The 24281-nt window shown below is 53.5% G+C and carries 19 protein-coding genes; 10 read left to right on the top strand and 9 right to left on the bottom strand.

All coding sequences use genetic code 11. The annotated features are described in order from the left end of the window. Positions 1–76 precede the first annotated feature (76 nt). Positions 77–1813 (top strand): ATP-dependent nuclease, encoded by a 1737-nt coding sequence (locus HGO41_RS17285; protein WP_129544600.1) that lies wholly within the window; start codon positions 77–79, stop codon positions 1811–1813. Then, positions 1803–3227, top strand: a complete 1425-nt coding sequence (locus HGO41_RS17290) for a UvrD-helicase domain-containing protein (protein WP_129544599.1) — start codon at positions 1803–1805, stop codon at positions 3225–3227. The genes HGO41_RS17285 and HGO41_RS17290 overlap by 11 nt, the downstream gene beginning before the upstream one ends. A 58-nt stretch (positions 3228–3285) precedes the next feature. Here HGO41_RS17290 and HGO41_RS25865 read toward each other — a convergent pair whose 3' ends face one another. The 7 genes from HGO41_RS25865 to HGO41_RS17320 all read right to left on the bottom strand — a co-directional run bounded on the left by HGO41_RS25865 (position 3286) and on the right by HGO41_RS17320 (position 12096). Then, entirely contained in the window at positions 3286–3678 is a 393-nt protein-coding gene (locus HGO41_RS25865) for a 3-keto-5-aminohexanoate cleavage protein (protein ID WP_353050902.1), read from the bottom strand. Between the two features lie 579 nt (positions 3679–4257). After that, positions 4258–5283, bottom strand: a complete 1026-nt coding sequence (gene astE, locus HGO41_RS17295) for a succinylglutamate desuccinylase (protein ID WP_250981263.1) — start codon at positions 5281–5283, stop codon at positions 4258–4260. Between the two features lie 12 nt (positions 5284–5295). Then, positions 5296–6636, bottom strand: a complete 1341-nt coding sequence (gene astB / locus HGO41_RS17300) for an N-succinylarginine dihydrolase (protein ID WP_129544597.1) — start codon at positions 6634–6636, stop codon at positions 5296–5298. An 11-nt stretch (positions 6637–6647) separates the two neighbouring features. Beyond that, complete coding sequence (gene astD / locus HGO41_RS17305; protein WP_129544596.1) at positions 6648–8123, bottom strand: succinylglutamate-semialdehyde dehydrogenase; 1476 nt, start codon at positions 8121–8123, stop codon at positions 6648–6650. Further along, positions 8123–9151 (bottom strand): arginine N-succinyltransferase, encoded by a 1029-nt coding sequence (gene astA, locus HGO41_RS17310; protein WP_250981264.1) that lies wholly within the window; start codon positions 9149–9151, stop codon positions 8123–8125. The genes astD and astA overlap by 1 nt, the downstream gene beginning before the upstream one ends. A gap of 15 nt (positions 9152–9166) precedes the next feature. Then, complete coding sequence (locus HGO41_RS17315; RefSeq protein ID WP_129544594.1) at positions 9167–10381, bottom strand: aspartate aminotransferase family protein; 1215 nt, start codon at positions 10379–10381, stop codon at positions 9167–9169. A gap of 794 nt (positions 10382–11175) precedes the next feature. After that, positions 11176–12096, bottom strand: a complete 921-nt coding sequence (locus HGO41_RS17320; RefSeq protein WP_250981265.1) for a LysR substrate-binding domain-containing protein — start codon at positions 12094–12096, stop codon at positions 11176–11178. A gap of 337 nt (positions 12097–12433) precedes the next feature. Between HGO41_RS17320 and HGO41_RS17325 the strand changes: the two genes are divergently transcribed. The 8 genes from HGO41_RS17325 (at position 12434) to HGO41_RS17360 (ending at position 19847) form a co-directional block, all read left to right on the top strand. Next, positions 12434–13615: an NAD(P)/FAD-dependent oxidoreductase gene (locus HGO41_RS17325; protein ID WP_250981266.1), complete on the top strand. Its 1182-nt coding sequence runs from the start codon at positions 12434–12436 to the stop codon at positions 13613–13615. After that, entirely contained in the window at positions 13596–13892 is a 297-nt protein-coding gene (locus HGO41_RS17330; RefSeq protein WP_129544593.1) for a (2Fe-2S)-binding protein, read from the top strand. The genes HGO41_RS17325 and HGO41_RS17330 overlap by 20 nt, the downstream gene beginning before the upstream one ends. Continuing rightward, the gene (locus HGO41_RS17335) at positions 13889–15292 is read left to right on the top strand and encodes an NAD(P)/FAD-dependent oxidoreductase (RefSeq protein ID WP_129544592.1); all 1404 of its coding nucleotides are present in this window, start codon (positions 13889–13891) and stop codon (positions 15290–15292) included. Before HGO41_RS17330 ends, HGO41_RS17335 begins: the two co-directional genes overlap by 4 nt. 205 nt (positions 15293–15497) lie before the next feature. Next, positions 15498–16271, top strand: a complete 774-nt coding sequence (locus tag HGO41_RS17340) for an ABC transporter ATP-binding protein (protein ID WP_129544591.1) — start codon at positions 15498–15500, stop codon at positions 16269–16271. Positions 16272–16336: 65 nt separating this feature from the next. Continuing rightward, positions 16337–17188, top strand: coding sequence for a lysine/arginine/ornithine ABC transporter substrate-binding protein (locus tag HGO41_RS17345; RefSeq protein ID WP_129544590.1), 852 nt, complete (start codon positions 16337–16339; stop codon positions 17186–17188). 82 nt (positions 17189–17270) lie between these two features. After that, the gene (locus HGO41_RS17350) at positions 17271–17981 is read left to right on the top strand and encodes an ABC transporter permease (RefSeq protein ID WP_129544589.1); all 711 of its coding nucleotides are present in this window, start codon (positions 17271–17273) and stop codon (positions 17979–17981) included. Further along, on the top strand, positions 17981–18706 hold the full coding sequence (locus tag HGO41_RS17355; protein ID WP_129544588.1) for an ABC transporter permease: 726 nt from the start codon (positions 17981–17983) through the stop codon (positions 18704–18706). The genes HGO41_RS17350 and HGO41_RS17355 overlap by 1 nt, the downstream gene beginning before the upstream one ends. 154 nt (positions 18707–18860) lie before the next feature. Next, complete coding sequence (locus HGO41_RS17360; RefSeq protein WP_207205546.1) at positions 18861–19847, top strand: LysR family transcriptional regulator; 987 nt, start codon at positions 18861–18863, stop codon at positions 19845–19847. 108 nt (positions 19848–19955) lie between these two features. On the opposite strand, the gene HGO41_RS17365 is transcribed toward HGO41_RS17360, so the two are convergent. Both HGO41_RS17365 and HGO41_RS17370 read right to left on the bottom strand, forming a co-directional pair. Next, positions 19956–21947, bottom strand: coding sequence for a hydantoinase B/oxoprolinase family protein (locus tag HGO41_RS17365; RefSeq protein ID WP_250981267.1), 1992 nt, complete (start codon positions 21945–21947; stop codon positions 19956–19958). 3 nt (positions 21948–21950) lie between these two features. Continuing rightward, complete coding sequence (locus HGO41_RS17370; protein ID WP_129544586.1) at positions 21951–23987, bottom strand: hydantoinase/oxoprolinase family protein; 2037 nt, start codon at positions 23985–23987, stop codon at positions 21951–21953. Positions 23988–24281: the final 294 nt, after the last annotated feature.

Raw genomic sequence — 24281 nt, forward strand, 5'->3', positions numbered from 1 at the left:
CGCGTTATATCTCTTTTGTGGCTGTTTTTTGCGATCATGCCGCAAGTGAGGAAAAAAATAATTAAGGAGCAGGTCTGTGGTCAGAATTTGCAAAGTCGAGATCCAGAATTTCCGAACCATCCGCTTACTGAACTGGCAACCTTCACCAGGTCTCAACTGTCTGATTGGCCCTGGAGATAGCGGCAAGACCACGATTCTCGATGCGATTGACCTTTGCCTTGGCGCCCGCCGCAATATCAGTTTCGCCGATACTGATTTTTATGGGCTGGATATCGCCCAGCCCATCAGCATTACGCTGACGCTTGGCTCGTTGCCCGATGCCCTGATGCGTCTGGATTCGTACGGAAATTATTTACAGGCCTTCAACCGTGCAAACGGACTGGTCACCGAAGAACCTGAACAGGGTCTGGAAACGGTTCTTTGCTTACGTTTGACGGTGGATAGCGAGCTGGAGCCTGTCTGGTCGCTGGTGTCACAGCGCGCTCAGGCACAAGGGCAGGAGCGCAACATTGCCTGGAAGGATCGGTTGCTGTTAGCCCCAGCTCGGCTCGGGACTTATGCCAGCTCCAACCTGTCATGGACACGGGGTTCGGTACTCAATCGCCTGACCGAGGAGCGTCCAAACCTTGGCGCTGAATTGGCCAATGCAGCACGCCAAGCCCGAACCAGTTTCGGCGGTCAGGCCGGTATACAGCTGGCTGCAACACTGCAAATCGTGACTCAGAGAGCCAATGAACTTGGCGTGCCTGTCGGTGGTAGCGCTCAGGCATTACTGGACGCGCACGCGGTATCCATTGGAGACGGTGCTATTGCGCTGCACGATGCGACAGGTGTGCCCTTGCGCTCACTGGGTACAGGTTCGTCCCGTCTACTCGTCGCAGGTATGCAGCGTGCAGCAGCACAGCTGGCGTCTGTCGCTCTGGTCGACGAAGTGGAGTACGGACTGGAGCCGCATCGTCTTACCCGATTGTTGAATTCCCTTGGTGCGAAGGAAAATCCCCCACCCCTTCAGGTATTTCTGACCACCCATTCTCCGGTTGCTGTCCGCGAGCTTAACGGCAATCAGCTCTTCGTGGTACGCAAGTCTCCGGATGGTGCACATTGGGTTCTCCAGGTAGGCGTCGCTGATGATATTCAAAGCACTGTCAGGGCTGATCCGGAAGCTTTTCTCGCCCGAAGCGTCATTGTCTGCGAAGGCGCTAGTGAAGTCGGCCTGATCCGTGGCCTGGACCATTTCTGGACAAGCGCAAATGGAGCGTCAATGCTGGCCGCTGGGACTGCGTATGTGAATGTCGGCGGCGGAGAGCCTGACAGATGCTTTGTTCGCGGACTCGCATTGCGCCAGCTTGGTTATCGGGTATTGGTCATGGTTGATGCGGATAAGCCGCCCACTGTGGCGACCGTGCAGGCATACGTGAATGCCGGTGGGGAGTACATCACTTGGCGAGAAGGACGTGCTCTGGAGGACGAGCTGTTTCTGAGCCTACCGGATGCGGGTGTGGATGCTCTGCTTCAGCGGGCCATAGACCTTGTGGAAGAAGATCTGGTGGCTGCGCATATCCAGACTCAGTCAAACGGACGACTGACTCTCGCCCAAATCCGGCAGCAGCGTCAACAGCTAGGTGTGCCATATTCTCTAGCAACGCGACAGCTACTGGGGCTGGCAGCGCGTAATCGTCGAAACGGCTGGTTTAAATCGGTCACCAAGTTCGAGGATGTGGCACGCGATATTCTCGGTCCCTATAGCCAAATCTCAGAGGCAGAATTTGTCGCTCTGATCAATCGCCTCTACTGGTGGGCCCATGCCGCCTAAGTACAATTTATTCACTTTTCGTCGAGGCGCGATCACGGCCCCTGCAGGTTGTGGCAAGACGCAACTCATCGCCGATACACTGTCCCAACATACCGGGGCAAAGCCGGTTCTCATCCTCACTCATACCAATGCGGGTGTCACGACACTGCGTCTGCGCATGCAAAAAGCCGGAGTGCCCGCTTCGGCTTACCACATTGCCACAATCGATGGTTTTTCCATGCGGCTGGTGGCGATGTTTCCGCAGCGAAGTGCTGTTGCCGCTGACGTCCTCCAGCTCCGGAATCCAGGAGCCGATTACCCGGCAATACGCCTTGCTGCCAGGCATTTACTGCAAAGTGGGCACCTCAATGAGGTCCTCGCGGCAAGTTATGCCCACCTGATTGTCGATGAGTATCAGGACTGCAATCTTGTGCAACACGCTCTGGTGACAGCACTTTCCATGGTGTTCCCCACCTGCGTCCTTGGTGACCCGATGCAGGCTATCTTCGGCTTTCGCGGTAACCAACTGGTGGACTGGAATACCGACGTACTTCCGTATTTTCCTGCTATCGGTGAGCTGAATGAGCCCTGGCGCTGGACGAACGCAGGCACGTCTGAGTTTGGCCAGTGGCTTCTGGAGTGCCGGCGAATACTCTTGGCTGGAGGTGGCATTGATCTGCGCCAGGCGCCAGCAGAAGTCGTCTGGGTCGCGTTGCAGCCGGCTACTGCCATTCAGCAACGGCTCACCGCTGCGTTAACACAGGCTGTTACGCAGGATGGAGACGTGCTGGTGATTGGTGACAGCCGCAATCCTCGTGGCCGTCGGCAAATGGCCAGTCAGACACCGGGGGCGACTGCTGTAGAGCCCGTTGACCTGGCCGATCTCACGTTGTTTGGAACGACGTTTAACCTGCAGGCTACCGACGCACTGACTCGTCTGGTGGAGTTTGCCGCGGAGGTGATGACGCAGGTCGGCGCTGCTGCCTTGCAACCCCGACTGGAGAGCTTACGCCGGGGGACTGCACGCAATCCTGCTACAGAGGCAGAAGCCGCACTGATCGCTTTCGCGAATGCCCCAAGCTTCACCCTGGCTGCCGAGGCTCTGCGCGCGTTGACCCGGCAAAACAATGCCCGGGTCTATCGTCCGGATGTTTTGTATTGCTGTCTACGCGCGATGCAAATGGCTGCAGGAGGCAGTTGCAGTTTTGCCGATGCCACGGTGCGGGAACGCGAACGAAACCGGCACGAGAGCAGGCCCCTTACGCGACGTGCCATTGGCAGTACTCTGTTGTTGAAGGGGCTGGAGGCGGAAGTGGCCGTCATAACTGCTCCTGAAGAGATGGATGCCCGGCATCTCTACGTAGCCTTCACTCGTGGCTCGAAGAAGCTGGTTGTCTGCTCGTTGACTCCCGTGTTGATGGCCCGCTATCGCTGACGTAAAGCGCCCTTGCTAATTCGACGGAGTACTGACCCTTTATAAGGAACTGAGTGTGTTAAACAAAAAGGTACTTTCCCTGATACGGGATGTCGCTGATAGCGGCAATATGTCTCTCGCAGAGCAGGTTTACAATCTCTGCTGAGTCGGTCTCAGAGAGATTTACTGAGGCATAGTCCGGTTTGAGTTTCCATGCAAAAATTGCACTTTTGGTATTTTCTGTGCAGCCTTCAATCCAGCCTCCGGTTGAGACCCCGATCAGGGTTCCCGGACATACCCTCCTGATAGCATTCACAGTTGTATCAACCGCCCACAGACTTTCTGTTCCTGTCTCAGATCTGGGGTGTACATGTATTTCGGCTGCGCCTGCAGCCACACATGCGAGGACATCTGCGATTATTTCATCCGACCGAAATACATGGATGCTCCTGCTTAGTTCTGGCACCGTCATAACCGGGGGATGCGGCTACATACTTGTGATACGGGCGATATGCCTGTCCTAGTTTGGATAATGGCCCAGAAATCTGAGTTCGCCGAAGTCATGTCGCGTCAGGAACGTACCACTCTTGATATGGATAGACTCAAGAAGAAACGATTGAGTCCGATCAGGGGAGTGAATATTATGCCTGATTTCTGTTTCTGAATGGAGCAGGATTTTGGGTCAGGGTCGGTACCCTAGAAAACCGTGATTGAGCAGCGCTTGAGTAAACAACTCACAGCGACAGTGTGCGGTAACTGGGTATCTTGGGAAGTAGGATGTCAGTAAAATTTACATATATAGGCAAAAGAGCCTAATGTTCAGCATTTTTATACTGCATAAGCTGCGGTAGACTGCTTCTGGGATTGTTAACATCACGGCTCATCGCTGGGAAACCTGTTTTATGTATTTTTTTAAAATAAGCGCAATCTGACAGGTAATGTATTAATCCGGTGGTTTGTTTTCGTGTGAAACCACATGATCTTTTTATGTCAATACAGAGAGTGCTTATCTACCCTGATAAAACAAAACGAATTAATCATTATATAAATATCAAATTGTTATCGCCCTATAGTCTGCTGTTATTGGCAGTTTAATGCCCTCTACCTCCTTCAGCACTATGCCGGCGCGTAGTCCCGGCGCGACATTGGGGTTGGGAAACAGGATCCACTCTCGTTCGTGCTCAACGCGGTATTCTTCCCCAGGTTGCTCGCACAGCAGCGTACCACGCCCAAAACTCATAAAGTTGGGCGTGGTGGCTGGCAGATGCAGTTTGAAATCATCGCTGCGTTTAATCAGCGATCGGACAACGCTGAATAGCCGCATCGCCTGAATGTTTCGAACTTGCAGAACAGATTCGCTCACCACAGCCCGCAGGGCGTTGTCAATGGCGCGGAACTGCGACAGATCATTCTGGCCGAACGGCCATGCCTTGCCCAGCTCCAGCGTGCAACTGGCTGCCGACAACTGCTCACTGCTGAAGTGGCTAAAGGTACCGCCCGGTTCACGGTGTACTACCAAAGCATCCAGTTCCGCCGCGTCTAAACTGGTCAGCAGACTTTTGTTATAAGGTCGGGACTGAAATGGTAATAGCCCAAAACGCGGCAGCACCGATTCGCGGATGGCGGTGTGCAGGTCGTAGTGATAACGCTCCACGTTGTTCGGCGAAGGATTCACTGAGAAAAATGCCGTCAGCACCTGTTCCAGTTGCCGCGCCCGCGCCGTTTCGCCACTTGCGGCGAACTGGCGGTGACGGCCGCCAAACATCCGGTTCATATCGTCATTGAGATAGCGCTTGCCAGCGCACATCGCCGGCGGGTTGCCCAGGATCAGCAGCAGACGCACAGCCAACGGCAGGCGTCCAGTCAGTAGGTCGTCGGTCAGCTGGTTCAGCAGTTCGATGGGCGCGGTTTCATTGCCGTGCACCCCGGCGGATATCACCACCGTCCGCCGGTAGTCCGCTTGCGGCATCAGCTCCAGCAGCCCTTGCCCCAGCCAGCGCCAGCGCAGGCCGTGCTGCTCGCCGCTCTGCTGCGCCGGCGTTTCACCGCGCAGCGTCAGCGCCAGAAAATCGTTCATTGTTCACCTCGCTTATCGTTGGAACGGATAAACTGATCCCAGCCCTAAAATGGTTGTCAGCTCGTCCAGTGCTGTGCGGCTTTCGCGCAACAGTTGCTGATCGGCCAGATCCTCCTGCGTCAGGCGATCGCGGTAGTGCCTGTCTATCCACAGGTTAAGGGTGGAGAACAGTGCATCATTCATCATCACCCGTGGGTTCACCGACTCCAACTCCTGCTCGTTGAGCGCCACCCGCAGCCGCAGGCAGGCCGGGCCGCCGCCGTTGCGCATGCTTTCGCGCAGGTCGAACACCTTAATATCGTTGATCGGGCCGCCCGAGGTGGCCATCTCGGTCAGGTAGCGCCACACCCCAGCGTGTTGTCGAGATTCCTCCGGCACCACGATGGTCATGCCACCGTCAGGACGAGTCAGTAGTTGACTGTTGAAAAGGTAGGTGCTCACCGCATCCGCCACAGACACTTGTTCCTTTGGCACCTCAATTGCCATCAGTTCCAACTTCAGCGTCGCCATTTTGCGGCGTATTTCATCCAGCGCCTGGGTTTGATGAAGGAACGCTTGCTGATGGTGGAACAGTACCTGTTGGTTGCTGACGGCGATCACGTCGTTATGGAATACGCCCTGATCGATAACCTCAGGATTTTGCTGCACGAACACCGTGTGCGCCGGATCGAGCTGATGCAGGCGGGCTACGGCTTCACTGGCTTCCCGCGTCTGACGCGCGGGATAGCGCCGCGGCCCCGGTTCGCCGCCGAATTGCTGCTGACCGTAAACGAATACCTGCACGCTGCGGCTATCATAAGCACCGCCAAGACGGTTGTGGTTGGCTGCACCTTCGTCACCGAACAGTGCCGCCTGCGGCAGCGCCTTGTGATGGGCGAAATAGCGTTCATCGCAGAACATGGCGCGCAATACCGCGGTGGTCGTATCTGCCTCGATCGCGCGGTGAAATTTGTTATTGAGGTTGGCGGCTGTGAAGTGCACACGGCCGTCGGCGCTGTCCGCCGAGGGCGAGACGGTGGCGGCGTTGGCCGTCCACATCGACGATGCTGAACTGAGCGCCGAGAGCAGTTGCGGTGCATACTTCATCGCTTGCGCCAGCACCGATTCGTCGCTGCCGCTGAAGCCGAGGCGGCGCAACTGCGGCAGGTGCGGACGCTCCTGCGGCGCCAGTACTCCCTGTTGCAGTCCCATCTCAGTCAACGCCTTCATTTTCAGCAGTCCCTGTTTGGCGGCCAGTTTCGGGTTGGCGACGCTTCGCTGATGACGTGTCGAGGCTTCGTTACCGAAGGACAGTCCGGCGTAGTGGTGCGTTGGCCCCACCAGCCCGTCAAAATTCACTTCAAATCCAGACATTATGCTCTCCATTAATCCGTCAGCGACAGGCCGGGCGACAGTGCGGCGGGCAGCGTGAGGGTATCGCTTTCCAACGAGGACATCGGCCAGGCGCAGTAATCAGCTGCGTAGAAGGCACTGGCGCGGTGGTTACCCGACGCGCCAACGCCGCCGAACGGCGCGGCGCTGGATGCACCGGTCAGGGGTTTATTCCAGTTAACGATGCCAGCGCGCGCTTCCAGTAGCAGGCGGTCGAATAGTTCACGGTCAGGTGTTACCAGCCCCACCGCCAGCCCGAAACGGGTATGGTTAGCGAGGCGTAGCGCCTGGTCGAAATCGTCGTAGCGCGTGACCAAGGTCAGCGGACCGAAATACTCTTCATCCGGCACGCCGTCCACGTCGGTGACGTCGAGAATGCCTGGCATAAGCAACGCGTTGCCGCCTTCCGGGCGGGTCATGGCCAGCAGTGCTTTAGCGCCCAGCGCCAGTAGCCCCTGTTGCGCTGCCATCATATGGTCTGCCGCCAGGGCGGATATTACCCCGCCCATAAACGGCTGTGGCTCGGCATCCCAGCGCCCAACGAGCAATCGGCTAACTACGTCCACCAGTCGTTGCAGGAAGGCATCCCCTTGTGCGCCACGCCTTATGAGCATACGGCGGGCACAGGTGCAGCGCTGGCCGGCGGAGATGAAAGCGGACTGAATGGCCAGATGAACCACCGCGTCCAGGTCGGTAACTTCATCAATAATCAGTGCGTTGTTACCGCCCATTTCTAACGCCAGAATTTTCTCCGGCTGACCTGCCAACTGGCGATGTAGTTGATAACCGGTGCCTGCGCTGCCGGTGAACAGCAGGCCGTCGATGGCCGGACTGGCGGCCAGCGTTTCTCCGGTGCCGCGTCCGCCCTGAACTAGGTTCAGTACGCCGTCAGGCAGCCCAGCCTGTTGCCATAGCCTGACTGTTTCTTCGGCGGTGAACGGAGTCAGTTCACTCGGCTTGAACACCACACAGTTGCCTGCCAGCAGAGCGGGAACGATGTGGCCATTCGGCAGGTGGCCCGGGAAGTTGTAGGGGCCGAACACCGCCAGTACGCCGTGCGGACGGTGGCGCAGAGAGGCTGCGCCACCGTCCATCGACGTGTGGCTTTCGCCAGTGCGCTGCTGGTAAGCCAGCAAGGAGATACCAACCTTGCCGATCATTGACTGGACTTCGGTTAGCGTTTCCCAACGCGGTTTGCTGGTTTCACGGCTGATGACAGCCGCCAACTGCGCCTTGTGCTGTTTCAACAGCGCGGCGAAACGTTCCACTACTGCTGTACGCTGCTCCAGCGTGAGCCTTGCCCAGGCAGGAAATGCCGCACGCGCCGAGGCGCACGCATCGGAAATGTCCGTCGCATCTGCGGCATGTCCTTGCCACAATGGCTGGTTGTCCAGAGGATCGGTTTTGATAAATTCAGCGCCGCGGCCTTGCCGCCAGACGCCGTTGATAAACAAACCAGTATATGACATCAGTGTGTCTCCGGGGAGTTAAGGGGCACTGCACGTACCTGAGCGCCAGGGCGCACGCCCAGCACTTTGGCGGCAACGGCGCTCAGTCGCACCGTGCCAGTGCTCAGATCGTCCGCCACCAACAGAGCACGATAATTGAGGTAGTTGTCATTGGCCACCAGACAGACAGACATGTCTGCCGGGGCAGTTCCTAGTGTTACCTCTACCCGGCGGCTCTCTTTCACCGCCCGTAGTTTATCCAGCTCTGCTTCCAGCGTTGGACCGCCATCGAAAATGTCGACATAGCCCTGATAGCGCAGTCCTTCGGACTCCAGCACCCGGCGTGCCGGGGCGGTGTGTGGATGTACTCTGCCAATTACCTCTTGAGCATCGGCGGGCAGGAAATCCACGTACAACGGATGGCGAGGCATCAGCTCGGCGATGAACGTCTTATGTCCGGTGCCGCTCAGGTAGTCGGCGTTCGCGAATTCCATCGCAAAGAAGTGTTTTCCCAGCCCTTCCCAGAACGGCGAACGCCCCTGTTCATCGGAGTAGCCGCGCATTTCGGCCAATACCTTGAGGGCGAAATGCTGACGGAAGGCGGCGATAAACAGGAAGCGCACTTTGGACAGCAGTTTGCCGTTAAGGCTATGGCGATAGTCCGGGTCGAGAAATAACGTACACAGCTCGCTGTAGCCAGTGTGGTCATTGCTGAGATACAGCGTCGGCAACGCCTTGTAGATGTTGAGCTCTTTGGATGCATGCACCTGGGTACCGACGCGAAAGTTGTACCAGGGTTCGGCCAGGCCCAGCGCCACTTCCAGCGCACTGACGCCCACTACGCGCTCGTATTCAGTATCTTCCAGCACGAACAGGTATCCCTGCTCCCCTTGGGGCAGTTCGCCCGACAGCGTTTTGCGTGTCCGTTCAATACGTGCCGCCAGCATCTCTGCGTTGCGCGGCAGTGACGTCAGCCCGATACCGGATTTATCAGCCAGCGCCAACAGGTCGGCCAGATCGCGCGGTTCGGCGTGGCGAATGATCATCATGATGTGAACCTCTTCTTAATGGCAAAACCGCGCCAGTGCTCGTGCCAGTCGTGCCAGACCTGCGTCGATGTCCGCGAAAGGAATGATCAAAGACGGTGTAAAGCGAACCACGTCTGGTCCGGCTATCAAAAGCAGAAGACCTTCTTCACTGGCCAGTTGGGTTAACTGTTTGGCCTTACCGGTATATTCGGAGCGAAGCTGGCAACCCAGCAGCAGGCCGCGGCCGCGAATATCGACAAATACCGGGAATTGGTGATTGAGACGATTCAGGCCATCAACGAAACGCTGATGGCGCTCATGCACCCCATCCAGTACTTCCGGGGTATTGATGAAATCGAACACCGCACTGGCCACAGCTGTTGCCAGTGGGTTGCCGCCATAGGTCGTACCATGAGTGCCAACAGATAGCACCTGAGCCAGCCGTTCGGTGGTAAGCATGGCACCAATTGGGAAGCCGCCGCCCAGTGCTTTGGCTGTGGTCAGCACGTCGGGCGTTACGCCGTAATCCATGTAGGAATAAAGTGCACCGGTGCGGCCGACGCCAGTCTGAACCTCATCAAAAATCAGCAGCGCGTCGTAGCGATCGCACAGTTCTCGCAGTCCTTGCAGGAAAACAGTGTCCGCCGGCAGCACGCCGCCTTCGCCCTGGATGGGCTCGACAATCACCGCGCAGGTATGATCGTCGATCGCCAAGGCAGCGGCGGTTAGATCGTTGAACGGAATGTGGTCGATACCACCGGGCAGAGGCGCGAAGTCTTTTGAATATTTCGGTTGACCGCCAGCGCTGACAGTAAACAGCGTACGACCATGGAAGGCGTTGTTAAAGGCGATGATGCGGTTTTTGTCTGCCGCACCGCCATCGTGGGCCACTTTGCGCGCCAGTTTCAGCGCTGCTTCGTTGGCTTCCGCGCCGGAGTTGCAGAAAAACGCCTTGTCGGCGAAGGTGGCGTCGATCAGCTGTTTCGCCAGTCGCAGCACCGGTTCGTTGGTGAAGCCATTGCCCAGATGCCAAACCTTACTTGCCTGTTCGGTCAGCGCCTTCACCGCCACCGGGTGCGCGTGCCCGAGCGCGTTGACCGCAATCCCGCCCGCGAAGTCAATGAATTCTTTCCCCTGCTGGTCCCACAGGCAGGAGCCTTCGCCGCGTACCGGAATAAACTCGGCGGGGGCATACACAGGTACTATCCAGTCGTCGAAATTGCTGCGGGTTATTGGTGTTGCTTGTTTCATACAGACCTCTGCTATCTGAAATTGCTGTTATGAAAAACTGTTTATATGAGTTTTAAGCCCCTGTTTTTAACTGAACTGGACATAATCTGTTAAAACATAGGCTTGATGTTTTTTTTTGCTGGTCTGACATCCTATGGTTGTTTGTTAATGCTATGTTTTAAAAGAATTTATTATGCATTCCTGGGCCGGTAATCTTTACTTCTGTCTCGTAGATGTCTGATGGTCAGTATAGAGCAGCTAACGTGCCATAAAGTGAATAAAATTTATAGTTACACTATTTATATTTTAAAAACAATGGCTTAAAATGCATAAATATGCAGTATTTATGCATTTACACTGAGGTGTGATTGGAAAACTATAATAAATCGTTTAAAAAAGAGAAATGTTATGCAAAAGCGATAAAAAAAGAATTTATTGAAAAGACATCACGAAGTAATGCCTGAGTTAGCCCTGAAAAGGGGAGGAGGGAACTATGTTGGTGCAATTAATGCTTTGATATGGGGCATTTTGGCAATTAAATGGCCCAGCCAGTTTGAAGGCAAAATAACCACACAGGCGTGGGCGCTGACTCACTCATCAGCGCTCAGGTCGACATAACGCTGAATGGATTTTAAGTTGATGATATTTTCGTTGTGTGCTTCCCGAAAAATCAGCTGGATAATCAGCAAGATTATTGTGTGGGTGAGTAATCATTTAAGCAAAACCACGTTCGTACAGAAAAATTAGCTCCAGGTAATGCTCGGTTTTTCTGAGTTCAGGTAAACTTCGAACGTGACACTAGTCCCACATTTTCCTCAGACAATCAGGTGAGCAGGTAATATCTTGCGGATTTCACGCCGTACATGATCAACAAATGGCTTTAGAATGAGAGTGGATGAATTGCGTTGTGAAATGACGAGTGCGTAAGAATCAATGATTGCGGGCTCAAAGGGGATGAACTTGAGCATACCTCCTGTATAGACACTTGCCGTCAATGCATCGATGATAGAAATACCGACTCCCGCTTCTGCCAGCTTGATAATCGCTTCGGAAATCTGAGTTTCAACATTGATGCGCCGATTGACGCCATGCGACAGCATTAGAGAATCGATCTTAGTGCGTTCAGCCATCAACGGTGAAAGAGAGATAAAACTCTCTCCCTCAAAATCTTCTGGAGACAAAATCCGTTTATTCGCCAGCCGATGGTTTACAGGCACGACTCCCACCATTTTTGCACGCAATATTGTCTCACTGTTTCCATTCCGGGTTGTCTTCATAGGCAACATAGCGAACCCTAAATCGCAGCGGTCACGCTGAATCATGTCCAGCACAGTCGCCGAACTGTGCATATGCATGGTAACCACAACATCTGGGTGTTCATTCGTGAAGCTTTTTATTGCGTGAGGCAATAATGACAAAGCCATAACGGGAGCTGCGGCAATTTCCAGATGTCCCATCTGCAGCGCCTTGATATTGCTGGCGGCATTAACGATCCGCTCTATACCTATCAATGACTGCTCAACATCAGTGCATAAAAGCATGGCTTCTGGTGTGGGCAACAGACGCCCTTTGGTTCGGGTGAAAAGAGGGATTGCAATTCGTTCTTCCAGATCAGAGAGCAGTCGGGTCACCACGGGTTGTGTGACCTCAAGCATGTCTGCCGCGCCGGTAACCGTCTTTCGCACCATAATGGCGCGGAACGCCTCAAGATGGCGCAAGGTAATTCTGTTCTCCATCATCTTTCCTTTAATATCTATAGTATTTAGACATTGTATCATGTTCAATGGCTATTGAAATCGTCATTTTGTTGATAGATATCACATATAAAGCAGTAGTTTATTTATGGCACACCTATTGCTAAATAACATTGTACTGATTGGATTCTCAATTTTTTAACAATCTGCCTCTAAATTTTTAACGAGGCCGATCCCCGGGAATTCGACAGTTCCAGTGTCTTTTTGATTATTAACCGGAGGTCATTATGGAAATACTCCAAGCACGATTAGGAGGCATATCACTCAATACTAAAGCCGTGCGTCATGTGGCGTATCAGGCCAAAAAACGGAGTGAGCGATGATCCGTCAGGCCACACAGATTCGGTCCATGCCCATGAAGAACGTCTCTGAAAGGCGTCATGAGTACGATGTGATTGTGGTAGGTGGGGGAACAGTCGGTGCTGCCATAGGATATGGGCTGGCGGGAATGAACCGCCGAGTACTAATGCTGGATGGTGCGGATACTGATTTTCGTGCAGCCAAAGCTAACTTCGGCCTGGTCTGGGTGCATGGAAAGGGACTGGGGCATCCCGCGTATCAGCGTTTGTCTATCCAGTCGGCGCAGGCCTGGACCGAATTCGCAAAGCAGCTTGAAGAAGAAAGCGGCATCCATCTCGCGTATGAGTGCAAAGGCGGCCTGGACTTTTGCCTGAGTGATGATGAGTTCGTTTCGTGCACCGCGGAAATTGATGCATGGAATGCCCAGACACCGGAGTTAGCTCACTCAGCCCATATGCTTAACCGCGACGAGCTGCAAAGACGTTTTCCTTCTCTGTGTTTGGGTGAGGAAGTGGTCGGAGCCAGCTTTGGAGATCTGGATGGTCATGTTAACCCGTTACGCCTGCTGGTCGCTCTGCAAACAGCATACCTGCGTCGTGGAGGTGAGCTACGGAATAACTGTGCTGTTACCGCCATTAAACCGTTGCCGGGGGGTGGCTTTGAGGTCGTAGCTGGAGACTGCAGAATGCGAACCGAACGCGTTGTGATCGCGGCTGGCCTGGGATCATCAGTGCTTGCCCCAATGGTTGGGCTTGAGGCTCCCGTGCGGCCACAACGTGGCCAACTTCTGGTAACTGAACGTTGGGCACCGCTACTACCCGTGCCAGCCAGTGGGCTCCGCCAGACAGAAGAAGGCACTTTCATGATCGGAGTGACTCATGAAGAGGTTGGATATGAGCTTGACACGACCATTGAAGGTGCGGTGCGTATGGCCCGCAGAGCCTTGCGCATCCTGCCGGTACTCGCTAAAGCGAAGCTGGTGCGCCAGTGGTCCGCCTTGAGGATCATGACACCAGACGGCAATCCCGTATATGCAAGTTCTGTAATCCACCCCGGCGCGGATATTGTGCTCTGCCATTCCGGCGTGACGCTGGCTGCCTTTCATGCAGGCGTTTATGCAAGGGCGATCGCTGACGGTATGTTACCGACTACTTTGGATATCTTTCATTATGAGCGTTTTAATGTTCAAAAAACTCTATGAACCTGGCACATCCAGGCTGGTTCTTTATATAGATGGTCAGCCTGTCGAGGCGGAATCCGGTGAAACCGTCGCCGCGGTACTCTTGCGACAGCAAGAACCAGCCAGCAGGACAACCCCTGTTCATGAAAGCCCTCGGGCACCGTACTGCATGATGGGCGTGTGCTTTGATTGCCTGGCCATTGTCGATGGTGTGGCGTCAACGCAGTCCTGTTTGATCACGGTTAGGGAAGGCATGCGTGTGGAGCGGCAGTATGGCCGCCGGAGCGTGATGCCATGATCCGCAGGTTCGATGTGGTTGTTATTGGTGCCGGACCCGCGGGAATGAGCGCGGCCATAGGTATGTGTGAACTGGGGCTCTCTGTTCTGGTAGTGGATGAGCAACCCGCGCCTGGCGGTCAGCTCTGGCGTGCTGTTGAATCAGTGGCGCCCACGCCTCTGGGCTCGATTCTGGGCGATGAGTACCGTTCCGGTACTGGCCTGGCTGCACGTTTTCGTGCCAGTGGTGCGGTCTACGAAGCGCAGACTCAGGTCTGGCAGATCGAACCCGAGTGGCGTGTATTCATGAAACGTGACGGTCTGACAGAGATGGTTAACGCCAGTCAGGTTGTTCTTGCCACAGGGGCTCAGGAAAGACCGGTACCTTTTCCCGGTTGGACTTTGCCGGGAGTGCTGACAGTAGGTGCAGGCCAGATCCTGTTGAAAACCTCGCGACAGGTGCCATCAGAGCCGGTATGGGTTGTGGGCAGCGGTCCGCTACCCATCCTCTATATAGCACAGGTACTGCGTGCAGGCGGAACGGTTGAAGGATGGCTGGATACTTCGCCGCCGGGTGAATGGCGCCGGGCGTTGCCATGGGCCGGAGCTGCGATTAAGGGATGGAAAGAGCTCGCCAAAGGGCTTATCTGGCTGCATGAAATCAGGAAAGCGGGGACGAAACGGGTGAGGGGAGTGACATCCGTTCGGGCACTTGGCGATGGCCGTCTGCAGGAGCTGGAATATACACAGGACAGTGGCAAAACCACGCGCGTCGCAGCCACTGTTCTGCTGACACACGAGGGTGTCGTTCCCTCCATTCACATGACGCAGGCATTGGGTTGCGCGCACAGTTGGAATACCCAGCAGACCTGTCTCTCTCCCGTTCTGGACGACTGGGGGCAGACCAGCAGGCAGGGGGTGTATGTGGCGGGGGATGGCGCCGATATTGGTGGAGGGCAGGCGGCTTGCGTTCGGGGGGAGCTTGTCGCTCTGGGGGTTGGTCAGCGAGCCGGGCGTATCTCTGCAGAAACTGCGGAAAAACAAGCCGGGGCGCTTCGGGAAAAGTTGCTCCGGCTGCTGCGTCTCCGTCCTATGCTGGATGCGTTGTATCCGCCTCCGCCACGTATTTTCTCTCCATCTGACGAAACCATCGTTTGTCGCTGTGAGGAACTGACCGCAGGTGATATCCGTAGTGCGGCCGCCATTGCGTCACCAGGGATGAACCAGATTAAAGCTTTTACACGAGCCGGAATGGGGCCATGCCAGGGGCGGCAATGCGGATACACCATTGCGCATATCGTTGCGGCCGGGCAGAAACGACAGGTATCTCACTCGGACTTCTTCCGTATTCGCCCGCCACTGAAACCTCTGACACTGGGAGAACTGGTGTCGCTAAAAACTGAGGATGAACAAAACACATGATTGAGAAACGATGAGGCGTAATCAGGAACAAAATACATATGTAACTTTTGTGGGGACGATGCCTTCCATTAATAGATCGAGGTAATGCACGTGTTCATAGCCGATTGCTCACCCCTGGATGTATTTACTTTTGTACCGTTGATGGCAGCAGTTGCTTCACGGAATTCCATGGGTGATTGGAAAAATATAGCGAGGAGAAATCTCAATGAGCAGTGTTAAACCCACATTGGTGGCAGAAGATATACATAAAAACTTCGGATCTCTTGAGGTTCTGAAGGGGATTTCTCTCACCGCCAATAAGGGTGATGTCGTTTCAATAATTGGTAGTTCCGGGTCTGGCAAAAGCACATTCCTGCGCTGTATGAATTTGCTTGAGACCCCGAGTAAAGGCCGGATCCTGGTTGGAAATGAAGAAATTCAGGTAAGCACTGATTCAGCAGGCCGACTGGTCGGGGTCGATCGTCAGCAAATCGAACGTATGCGGATGCAACTTGGTATGGTCTTTCAGAGCTTCAATCTGTGGTCGCACATGACGGTGCTGCAGAATGTCATGGAAGGCCCGGTCCATGTGCTTAAGCGACCAAAGAATGAAGTGCGCGATATGGCTATGGATTTTCTGGAAAAGGTGGGCATCTCTGGAAAACATGCAGCCTATCCATCCGAATTATCCGGCGGTCAGCAACAGAGAGTTAGCATCGCCCGGGCACTGGCAATGCAGCCAACAGCACTTCTTTTCGATGAGCCGACTTCAGCTCTGGATCCTGAGCTGGTGGGGGAAGTTCTTAAGGTTATCAGAAAACTTGCTGAAGAAGGCCGAACCATGATCGTCGTCACGCACGAAATGGGCTTTGCTCGTGACGTATCCAGCAAAGTTCTCTTTCTTGAAAAAGGGGAAATTGAAGAACAAGGAACGCCAGAAACAGTATTTCGAAATCCTTCTTCACCACGGTGTCGCGCATTCCTGTCTGGTGTCCTGTGACTATGCAATGACGAGAAGTAATCGCTCCTAAGAACATAATACAATTTCAAAAGAGGATTAATATCATGATGTTATTTAAGCGAAGCGCGTTAGTGACAATTCTTGCTGGCACACTGATTACCACAGTACCAGTGCAAGCGAAGGATTATAAAAGTATTACTATCGCAACAGAAGGATCGTATGCGCCATACAGCTTCAAGGACGCCAGTGGCAAGCTTGTCGGTTTTGAGATCGAGCTGGCTAGCGATCTTTGTAATCGTATGAAAATTAAATGTACTGTCGTCGAACAGGCCTGGGATGGCATTATCCCCTCGCTTATCGCTGGTCGTTACGATGCGATTATGGCAGCTATGGGTATCCAGCCCGCCCGTGAAAAGGTCATCTCATTTTCTCGCCCGTATATCTTTACTCCAATACGCTTTGTCACTATGACCGATAGCCCACTGCTCAACATTGTCAGTCCAATGGATAATCTTGCACTGGATGACATCAATCCAGAGAAACAGGCGATCCTGGATAAATACATCACGGCATTCAAAGGGAAAAAAGTTGGCGTACAGACTAGCTCTTCTAATGAAATATTTATGAGACAACTGATGCCGAACGTTGAACTCACATCGTACGATACCATTGATAATATGATACTCGATTTAAAGGCGGGAAGAATTGATTTGGGTTTGGCTTCGGTAAGTTTTCTAAAACCGCTCACAGACAAACCAGAAGGCAAAGACTTGCGCATATTTGGCCCAAACATGACTGGTGGACCATTCGGTAAGGGCGTTGGTGTTGGTTTACGTAAGGAGGACAATTCGCTGCGCGGAATGTTCGACCAGGCGATCGATGCAGCAATAGCTGATGGCACAGTTCATAGCCTTTCCTTGAAGTGGTTTGGCTATGACTCTTCACCTAAGAAGTGAGTCTGTACCTGGACTAAAATGTCGCATGTACCTGTGCGGATTCATTATCTTTTCAGCACCTGCCAATTTTGGAGCGTAAATTGTGGATTTTACACTACTCGGATGGGGGGACGCAGGATGGGGCGACGAATTGGCGCGCGGCGCCTTGATGACTCTCGTTGTCGCTACCTGTTCCTATTTCCTGGGAATACTTTTCGGCTCGGTCTTTGCCGCAGCAAAACTTTCCCGTTTCAGATCGCTGCGTTTACTTGGTGATCTCTACACGACAGTAGTTCGCGGTGTGCCCGAGCTTCTTATCATTTTCCTCGTTTTTTTCGGTGGAGGCACACTGCTTCGCTACCTTGCTAACTCGCTTTTTGGATTTGACGGATACATTGAGCTTCCGATTTTCGCAATCAGCGTTCTATGTATCAGTGTAAGTGCCGGAGCTTATGCCGCAGAGGTCATTCGTGCCGCTGTAATCGCTGTTCCAAAAGGTCAGATCGAAGCGGCAAGGGCTGTAGGAATGGGACCTATGTTACTCTTGCGCCGAATTCTTATCCCCCAGGCCGCTCGATTTGCACTACCTGGTCTGGGAAATGTATGGCAGTTCACGCTGAAGGACACCTCACTGGTTTCGATTGTCGGCTTAGTCGAGATCATGCGTACGGCGGCAACCGCTGCCGGCTCGACGAAACAACCCTTCACATTCTATATTGCTGCATTTGCAATATTTCTTTTGCTTTCCTCTGTATCTAACCGGGGCTTTCTCAAAGCAGAGAAATGGGCTAATCGTGGTGTAAGGAGCCAATAATGGATTTTCAACTTATTGCGGAATCTTTTCCAAGATTGCTTGCAGCAGTACCTACCACGCTTACGCTGGCTTCTGTCTCGATCTTTATTGGATTCATCATTTCAGTGCCAATTGCCCTGATGAGACTTTCGAAGAATAAGATTTTGTTCTCAATTGCCTATGGTTATGTCTATATCATTCGGTCCACACCACTTTTGGTGCAAATGTTTCTTATTTACTATGGATCGGCTCAGTTCCGAGTTTTCCTCGATCAAATCGGTTTATGGTCGTCCTTCAGGGAACCATGGTTCTGTGCGATCCTTGCGTTGGCACTCAACACCGCCGCTTATACGAGCGAAATTATTCGTGGAGGCATTCAAGCAGTACCCTGGGGACAAATTGAAGCCGCACACTCTATTGGGATGCCCCGTATTCTCCAGTTCAGAAGGATTGTCTTTCCGATAGCAATTAGACAGGCGTTACCAGCCTATGGTAACGAGATAATATTGATGATCAAATCGACTTCACTTGCTTCAACGATAACAATAATTGAAATCACTGGCCTGGCGAAACAAATAATTTCGAACACTTATCGCCCTGTTGAAGTGTTTCTTGTCGCAGGCACATTGTACCTGGTTATCATCTTCCTGGTTAGCCGTATAGTCTTGCTGACCGAGTGGTGGCTTAACCCTCATTTGCGGCCCAGGACTATTTCTCGAACAAAAAAAAGGAGTGGGGCACAATAGACGGAGAAGTGACGGGGACAACGTCTTATCAAATCCCATCCAGTTAGCCCGATGAGTCCTGACACTTGTTATGGCTCCTCTTATAAATAAATCAATCGCACGGAAAAAGGCAGGGAAGCCAAGATTGTCCAGGTGTCAAAGGTGAGATGGCTCTGTGAATAAAACAGTGGCACTCGATTTAGTAAATTTGACGGTGGCAGGTCCGCATGGTGAAAGCACAATGTCCTATCAGATACAACTTGCGAACATCCGCTGTTTTGTCATAGCAGCGGAAGAATTACATTTCCGAAGGGCGGCAATGAGACTTAATATGTCGCAGCCAACTCTCACTCAGCAGATCCGCCGACTGGAAGATCTTACTGGCGTGCAACTGTTCATTCGCTCGACGCGTCGCGTTGAACTCACACCTGCTGGGATCGTATTCCTCCATCATTCACGCGAGATTTTGCTTAAGATTGATGAAGCCATACTCAATGCCAAACTTGAATCCGGAGGACTAAGTCCCGGCGGCGAAGAATTAATCATCGGCGCGATCAGTCCAGCGACAAATCGATTGCTTCCATTGGTGTTAAATCGTTTTCGCGGGCGGTTTCCCAGAACCCGATTGGTTATCAAGGAAGTTGCTTCAACCGAACTACTACGCGGGATCGAATGCGGTGATTTCCATGTTGGCTTAATGCGACCGCCAGCGAACAGAAATTTGTTGCGGTTTCGTCATTTGATTTCGGAACGATTTGTTGCGGTAATTCCTCGGCAGTCGATACTTGCGAAGAAATCATCGTTGCAATTGTGTGATTTCATTGGGCATAGTGTTTTTGCGTTAAAACGCTTCGATCTGTCGAGCTTTGAGACTATTTGGGAACAGCTTTCCATCGCTGGATTGTTAACCGAGAACCATATCACCGTCTCCGACACCATGAGTGCTCTCGCACTCGTGACTGCCGGCGTGGGCATCACTTTCTTGCCTGAATGGGTCTCTGCAGTGGCAGATGACAGCGTCGTTACGCGGTTTGTCGACGATCTGTCAGTAGAGATTTCTATGGTTGTAGGATGGAATCCTGATAGCCCGGTTCCGGGTATATTGCCTTTCGTTGAGTATGCGACTCTCGCAGCACAAAGCTTGATTTCAGAACAAAAATAATATCAATAAAATGAAATTAGCTTCAATTCAATTCCATTGTGCGTCACATTGGCGATACGATGCCCCTAAGAAGGGGCATCCATCCTGGTACAAAAAAATCAATCTAGATCATTGATCTGATAAAGGAGTATTCGCTTTCACCCCAGATAATCTTGCATATTCTTCACAAACAACCTGATTTAGGTTATTTTTTTCAACTGTCTTGCCTTCCGCCAACATACGATGATGGACATTTTCGACAAGTTGACTACGAAAGCGTTGTTCAAATGTGAGTACCAGTGAGGCGAGTTCCTGGCGTGTAGCTGAAGGCCAAACCCTGTCTTGTCGCTCACGTTCGCTGCAGAAATTGAAGTCTGTAAACGTTCTCTTCCCGCGTTCGCACCGTTGCTTTGCAGTTGCGATTGCATCAATGTGTCCGTCCTGATCAAATACGATAGCATAAGCCGCAGTCGCACGTTCCGGTGACAGCATGCCGCTCTCGATCTCGCGTGTGATCGGCGCAATATCCCGTTCGAGAGGATCACCGAAGGCCCCGCCTGTCGAGCTGGTGATCCGGAGAACGTCTCTCTGCCCAAGTTCCAAAACCGAGATTTTTCCGATCGAACGTTCATCGGACTGGCCAGGATTGACGATCACTTTGCCAAGCAGGCCGATCTCCCCGCCCCTGAACCCCCAAGGTGCGAACACAAACCGGTTCAGGTTTCTGACCGTTATGACAGCGCGTTGTGACGTGTTTTCCATTTCGATTTCGAGTGCCGCGCCACTGACGAACTTTCCCGCCCGCCGGCTATCCGGCACAAGCCGGATGGCCCGCATCACCAGCACAGTTTCAATCTCGATAATCTCAACAGGGACGCTGCGCTGTGAGTAACGTACTTCGGATCCATCAAGGCCATCTCGGCCGCGGCGGGCACCTCCACCGCCGTCGATCGTACCCACCACATTGACGCGGTCACGGCCTGTACGAGGATCAGGAGCCGAAACAACGATGACCCCGCTCATACCGCCGCCAGCCGCGGCAAGGCTCTCCGGTAGCGCCTGATTGAGGCAACCCAGGATGACGTCGTAGGCGCGTGTCGCAGACGCAGCACGCGACCCGCCGGATGCTGGATAGACCGCATTGAGGACCGTGCCGCGGGGAGCATGGCTATGGATCGCCCGCAATATACCGGAGTTGCGCGGCGTCAGTGGATCAACAGTAAGAATGTAGGCGTAGAGGCACTGGATAATGTAGGGATGGGTAGTCGCCCCTGTTACCAGATTATAGGCGGCCGCCAATTGCGGATCCGTGCCGGTAAAGTCGACCTCGATCTCGCTGTCCTTCACCGTCATGGTCACGCTGAAATAGGCGAGCTGACCATCATGGATCCCTTCAAGATAGTCCGAGAATGTATAGATACCGTCCCGGATCGTCCTGATGACCGCGCGAGTCTTGGTCTCCGCGTAGTTGATGACGTCCTGCATTCCCTCTTCGACATCCTCACGACCATACCGGTCACAAAGCTCGTTGACACGCCGGTCCATGCTCTTCAGGCCCGAGATCATGGCCTGGATATCGCCCCACAGCTCGGTCGGAATACGGCTGTTGTCCTGGAAGATCGACTTGATTGCCTCGTTTAGAAACCCACCTTCGTAGAGCTTAACCGGCCTGACTCGCAGACCCTCCTGGAAGACTTCCGTGAAGGCGGGCGAGATACTTCCCGGAACGGCGCCACCGATATCTGACGCATGGACGAAGGCCCAACCGATCGCGATCAGCTTCTCATCGTGGAAGATCGGATAAAGCAGCGTCACGTCCATCAGGTGCGTTACCAGGCCGTCGGTCGCAAAGGGGTCGTTGGTGATGATGATATCGCCAGGCTTCAGGTTCACCAGACCGATGGCGTCCAGTGTCGGCTTCAAAGGGGAGCCCACAAAGACATTGACGCCAGACAACATCGGATAAGCGAACATCTCTCCTTCGGCGGTCGCGATCGCGCATTGGTAATCTTGGACGATCTTGACGAAAGTCGTGTGAGCGGTGCGGTAGATCGCGGCGGAGGCTTCTTCGACAATCGCGTTGAAACGATTGCTCATAACGGCAGTACGAACGGCATCCATTTGTCAGCTCCGGGTCATGAGGATTGCGCCATAGGCTCCGACGCGCGCAACGAACTCCGGCGGAACGACGATCGTCGCATCACGCTGCTCGATGACGGCTGGCCCTTGGATCGCATCGTTGGGGGTGAGAGATTCGCGATCGAAGACGCTCACCTCGGGAATGAGTTTGTTGTGGAATCGCATCGAACGAACCCCTTTGAGCGCATCGCCAGCCCCGGACGTTTCCGATGTGGTGAGCTGAGGTATCGACATCGATCCACGCACGCGCATGCGCAGGTCGACGAACTCGACGGGCGCCAGTTTGTCGGCATGGCTGTAGATGCGTTCATGCTCTTCGTGGAAGGCGGCATGCATTGCGGCGATGTCTTCTGCTTCTATTGCACTATCGGGTAGACGCACATCCACCTGGAAGGATTGCCCCACATAGCGCATCTCTGCCCAGCACTCGAATGTCTTCGAAACGAAACATTCGGGCGGAACTTGCCGCGAGAGCCACTCGGCGCCTTGCTCACGGAGCACCTTAAACTTTCTGGCGACCAACGCCCCATCGACTTTCTGACCATGGACAGTTTCAAGAGTGTCATTACTCAAGTCTGAAACGAGGCCACCGAGCGCGCAAAATACCGACGGGGTGGTCGGAACCAGTATTCGCTTCACTCCAATTTCTGCCGCCAGCAGAGGACCTTGAATAGCGCCGGCACCACCGTAGACAAGCAACGTCAGGTCTTCCGGGTCTACACCTTGGCGTGCAAGATAGGGCAGTACGCCAGCCACCATGTTTGAACTTGCGACCGTAACGCACATCTCAGCGGCGCTGAGAACATCCGTGCCCAATGCCTCGGCAATCGGTGCCATTGCCCGCGCAGAAGCATCTCGGTTGAGTGACATTTCACCGCCGAGAAGTGCATCAGGCAAATAGCCTGCAAGCAAGAAGGCATCCGTAAGCGTGGGATCAAGTCCGCCGCGGCCAAAGCAGACAGGGCCTGGATATGAGCCGGCGCTGTGCGGACCTACCCGGAGTACCCCTCCATCCATTGTAACGATGGATCCACCGCCAGCACCGATCGCCTCGATCCCCGTAACGGGCATAACAACCGGAAAATCGCCCACTTCGGCAGCAGTCGAGGTCAGCGCCTCTCCGTCACGCACGAGCGAGATATCGGTGCTGGTTCCGCCTATATCCATTGTGAGAATGTTATATTCACCCAGGGCTCGGCCCAGATACTGCACAGCAGTTACGCCGGAAGCTGGTCCTGAAAGAAGGGTATGAACCGGAAAGTTTCGCGCTTCACTAGCGGCCATCGCTCCCCCATTGGAACGCGTGACAAAAAGTTGCGACCCTGGCAATCGTTCAGCCACATAGCTTTCTACAGCGCCAATATATTCGTTCATCCGTCGCTTGACGAAGGCATTGAGCACGCTGACGATGGCACGTTCGTATTCTCCAATCCGCGGCCAGATCTCACAGGACAAACTAACCTCTGCATCAGCGCCGACGGCATGACGGATAGCTCGCGCGACCGCTTGTTCATGTTGCGGATTGGCATAGCTGTGGAGTAGCGCTACTGCATATCCGACTGCGCCTGCGTCTGCCGCCCGGTTGGCCAGAGTTTCGACTGCGGCCTCGTCGATAGGAGTCCGCACTTCGCCGCCTCTCAGCAGCCGTTCTTCAACCTCGAAAACCATTTCACGATCGATTAGCGACTTGGTCCGACTTTCAAATATGTTTAAAGGGTTGCGGACTCCGATGCGTTGCAGTTCAAGCAGATCCTTGTAACCCCGTGTGACGAAGAACGCGATTTTTGGTCCTTTTCGCTCAATTACAGCATTTGTGCTGACCGTTGTTCCGTGCATCACAAAAGCTGCTTCGCCCGGTTCGGGTGAAAGTTGTTCAAGGAGGCTTTCAAATCCTTGACGAAATCCATTTTCAAAGGAAGGTGGAGTTGAAGGTACCTTTAGGGTGACAATCCTCTCCTCTCCCTCGCGCCATCCACAAAAATCAGTAAAAGTTCCGCCAATATCGACGCCGATTCTAAGCATAATCGGAACATACTCCTGCGTTTCAGTTCAATGAGTTTTAGGGTGAGACTCGGGGCGATTCTGAGTCTCATGAAATTCTCTCCATCCTGGAGCGACCATCTGATTGCATTGACGTAAACAATACTTTCCAACTTCCAAACAGAGAAATTACAAGTTCGAGCAATTGATTCGATAAGCAAATCAATCTTTACCTCATTTCATGTTGTAACCCTGAGACCCATATATGGACGCCCCGGGTGTTACAAGTACTGGTTCGATACGGTTTGCGACCATATATCCGGCGTCGTTAGTGGG

Origin of the sequence: Rahnella sp. CG8 (genome assembly GCF_023701875.1) — a bacterium.
In the GTDB taxonomy this organism is placed as follows: Bacteria; Pseudomonadota; Gammaproteobacteria; order Enterobacterales; family Enterobacteriaceae; genus Rahnella; species Rahnella aceris.

Excerpts from the sequence above, each read along its gene's own strand:
- HGO41_RS17290 (WP_129544599.1), top strand. The coding sequence starts at position 1,803 with ATGCCGCCTAAGTACAATTTATTCACTTTTCGTCGAGGCGCGATCACG.
- HGO41_RS25865 (WP_353050902.1), bottom strand. The coding sequence starts at position 3,678 with ATGACGGTGCCAGAACTAAGCAGGAGCATCCATGTATTTCGGTCGGAT.
- astE (WP_250981263.1), bottom strand. The coding sequence starts at position 5,283 with ATGAACGATTTTCTGGCGCTGACGCTGCGCGGTGAAACGCCGGCGCAG.
- astB (WP_129544597.1), bottom strand. The coding sequence starts at position 6,636 with ATGTCTGGATTTGAAGTGAATTTTGACGGGCTGGTGGGGCCAACGCAC.
- astD (WP_129544596.1), bottom strand. The coding sequence starts at position 8,123 with ATGTCATATACTGGTTTGTTTATCAACGGCGTCTGGCGGCAAGGCCGC.
- astA (WP_250981264.1), bottom strand. The coding sequence starts at position 9,151 with ATGATGATCATTCGCCACGCCGAACCGCGCGATCTGGCCGACCTGTTG.
- HGO41_RS17315 (WP_129544594.1), bottom strand. The coding sequence starts at position 10,381 with ATGAAACAAGCAACACCAATAACCCGCAGCAATTTCGACGACTGGATA.
- HGO41_RS17320 (WP_250981265.1), bottom strand. The coding sequence starts at position 12,096 with ATGGAGAACAGAATTACCTTGCGCCATCTTGAGGCGTTCCGCGCCATT.
- HGO41_RS17325 (WP_250981266.1), top strand. The coding sequence starts at position 12,434 with ATGATCCGTCAGGCCACACAGATTCGGTCCATGCCCATGAAGAACGTC.
- HGO41_RS17330 (WP_129544593.1), top strand. The coding sequence starts at position 13,596 with ATGTTCAAAAAACTCTATGAACCTGGCACATCCAGGCTGGTTCTTTAT.
- HGO41_RS17335 (WP_129544592.1), top strand. The coding sequence starts at position 13,889 with ATGATCCGCAGGTTCGATGTGGTTGTTATTGGTGCCGGACCCGCGGGA.
- HGO41_RS17340 (WP_129544591.1), top strand. The coding sequence starts at position 15,498 with ATGAGCAGTGTTAAACCCACATTGGTGGCAGAAGATATACATAAAAAC.
- HGO41_RS17345 (WP_129544590.1), top strand. The coding sequence starts at position 16,337 with ATGATGTTATTTAAGCGAAGCGCGTTAGTGACAATTCTTGCTGGCACA.
- HGO41_RS17355 (WP_129544588.1), top strand. The coding sequence starts at position 17,981 with ATGGATTTTCAACTTATTGCGGAATCTTTTCCAAGATTGCTTGCAGCA.
- HGO41_RS17365 (WP_250981267.1), bottom strand. The coding sequence starts at position 21,947 with ATGGATGCCGTTCGTACTGCCGTTATGAGCAATCGTTTCAACGCGATT.
- HGO41_RS17370 (WP_129544586.1), bottom strand. The coding sequence starts at position 23,987 with ATGCTTAGAATCGGCGTCGATATTGGCGGAACTTTTACTGATTTTTGT.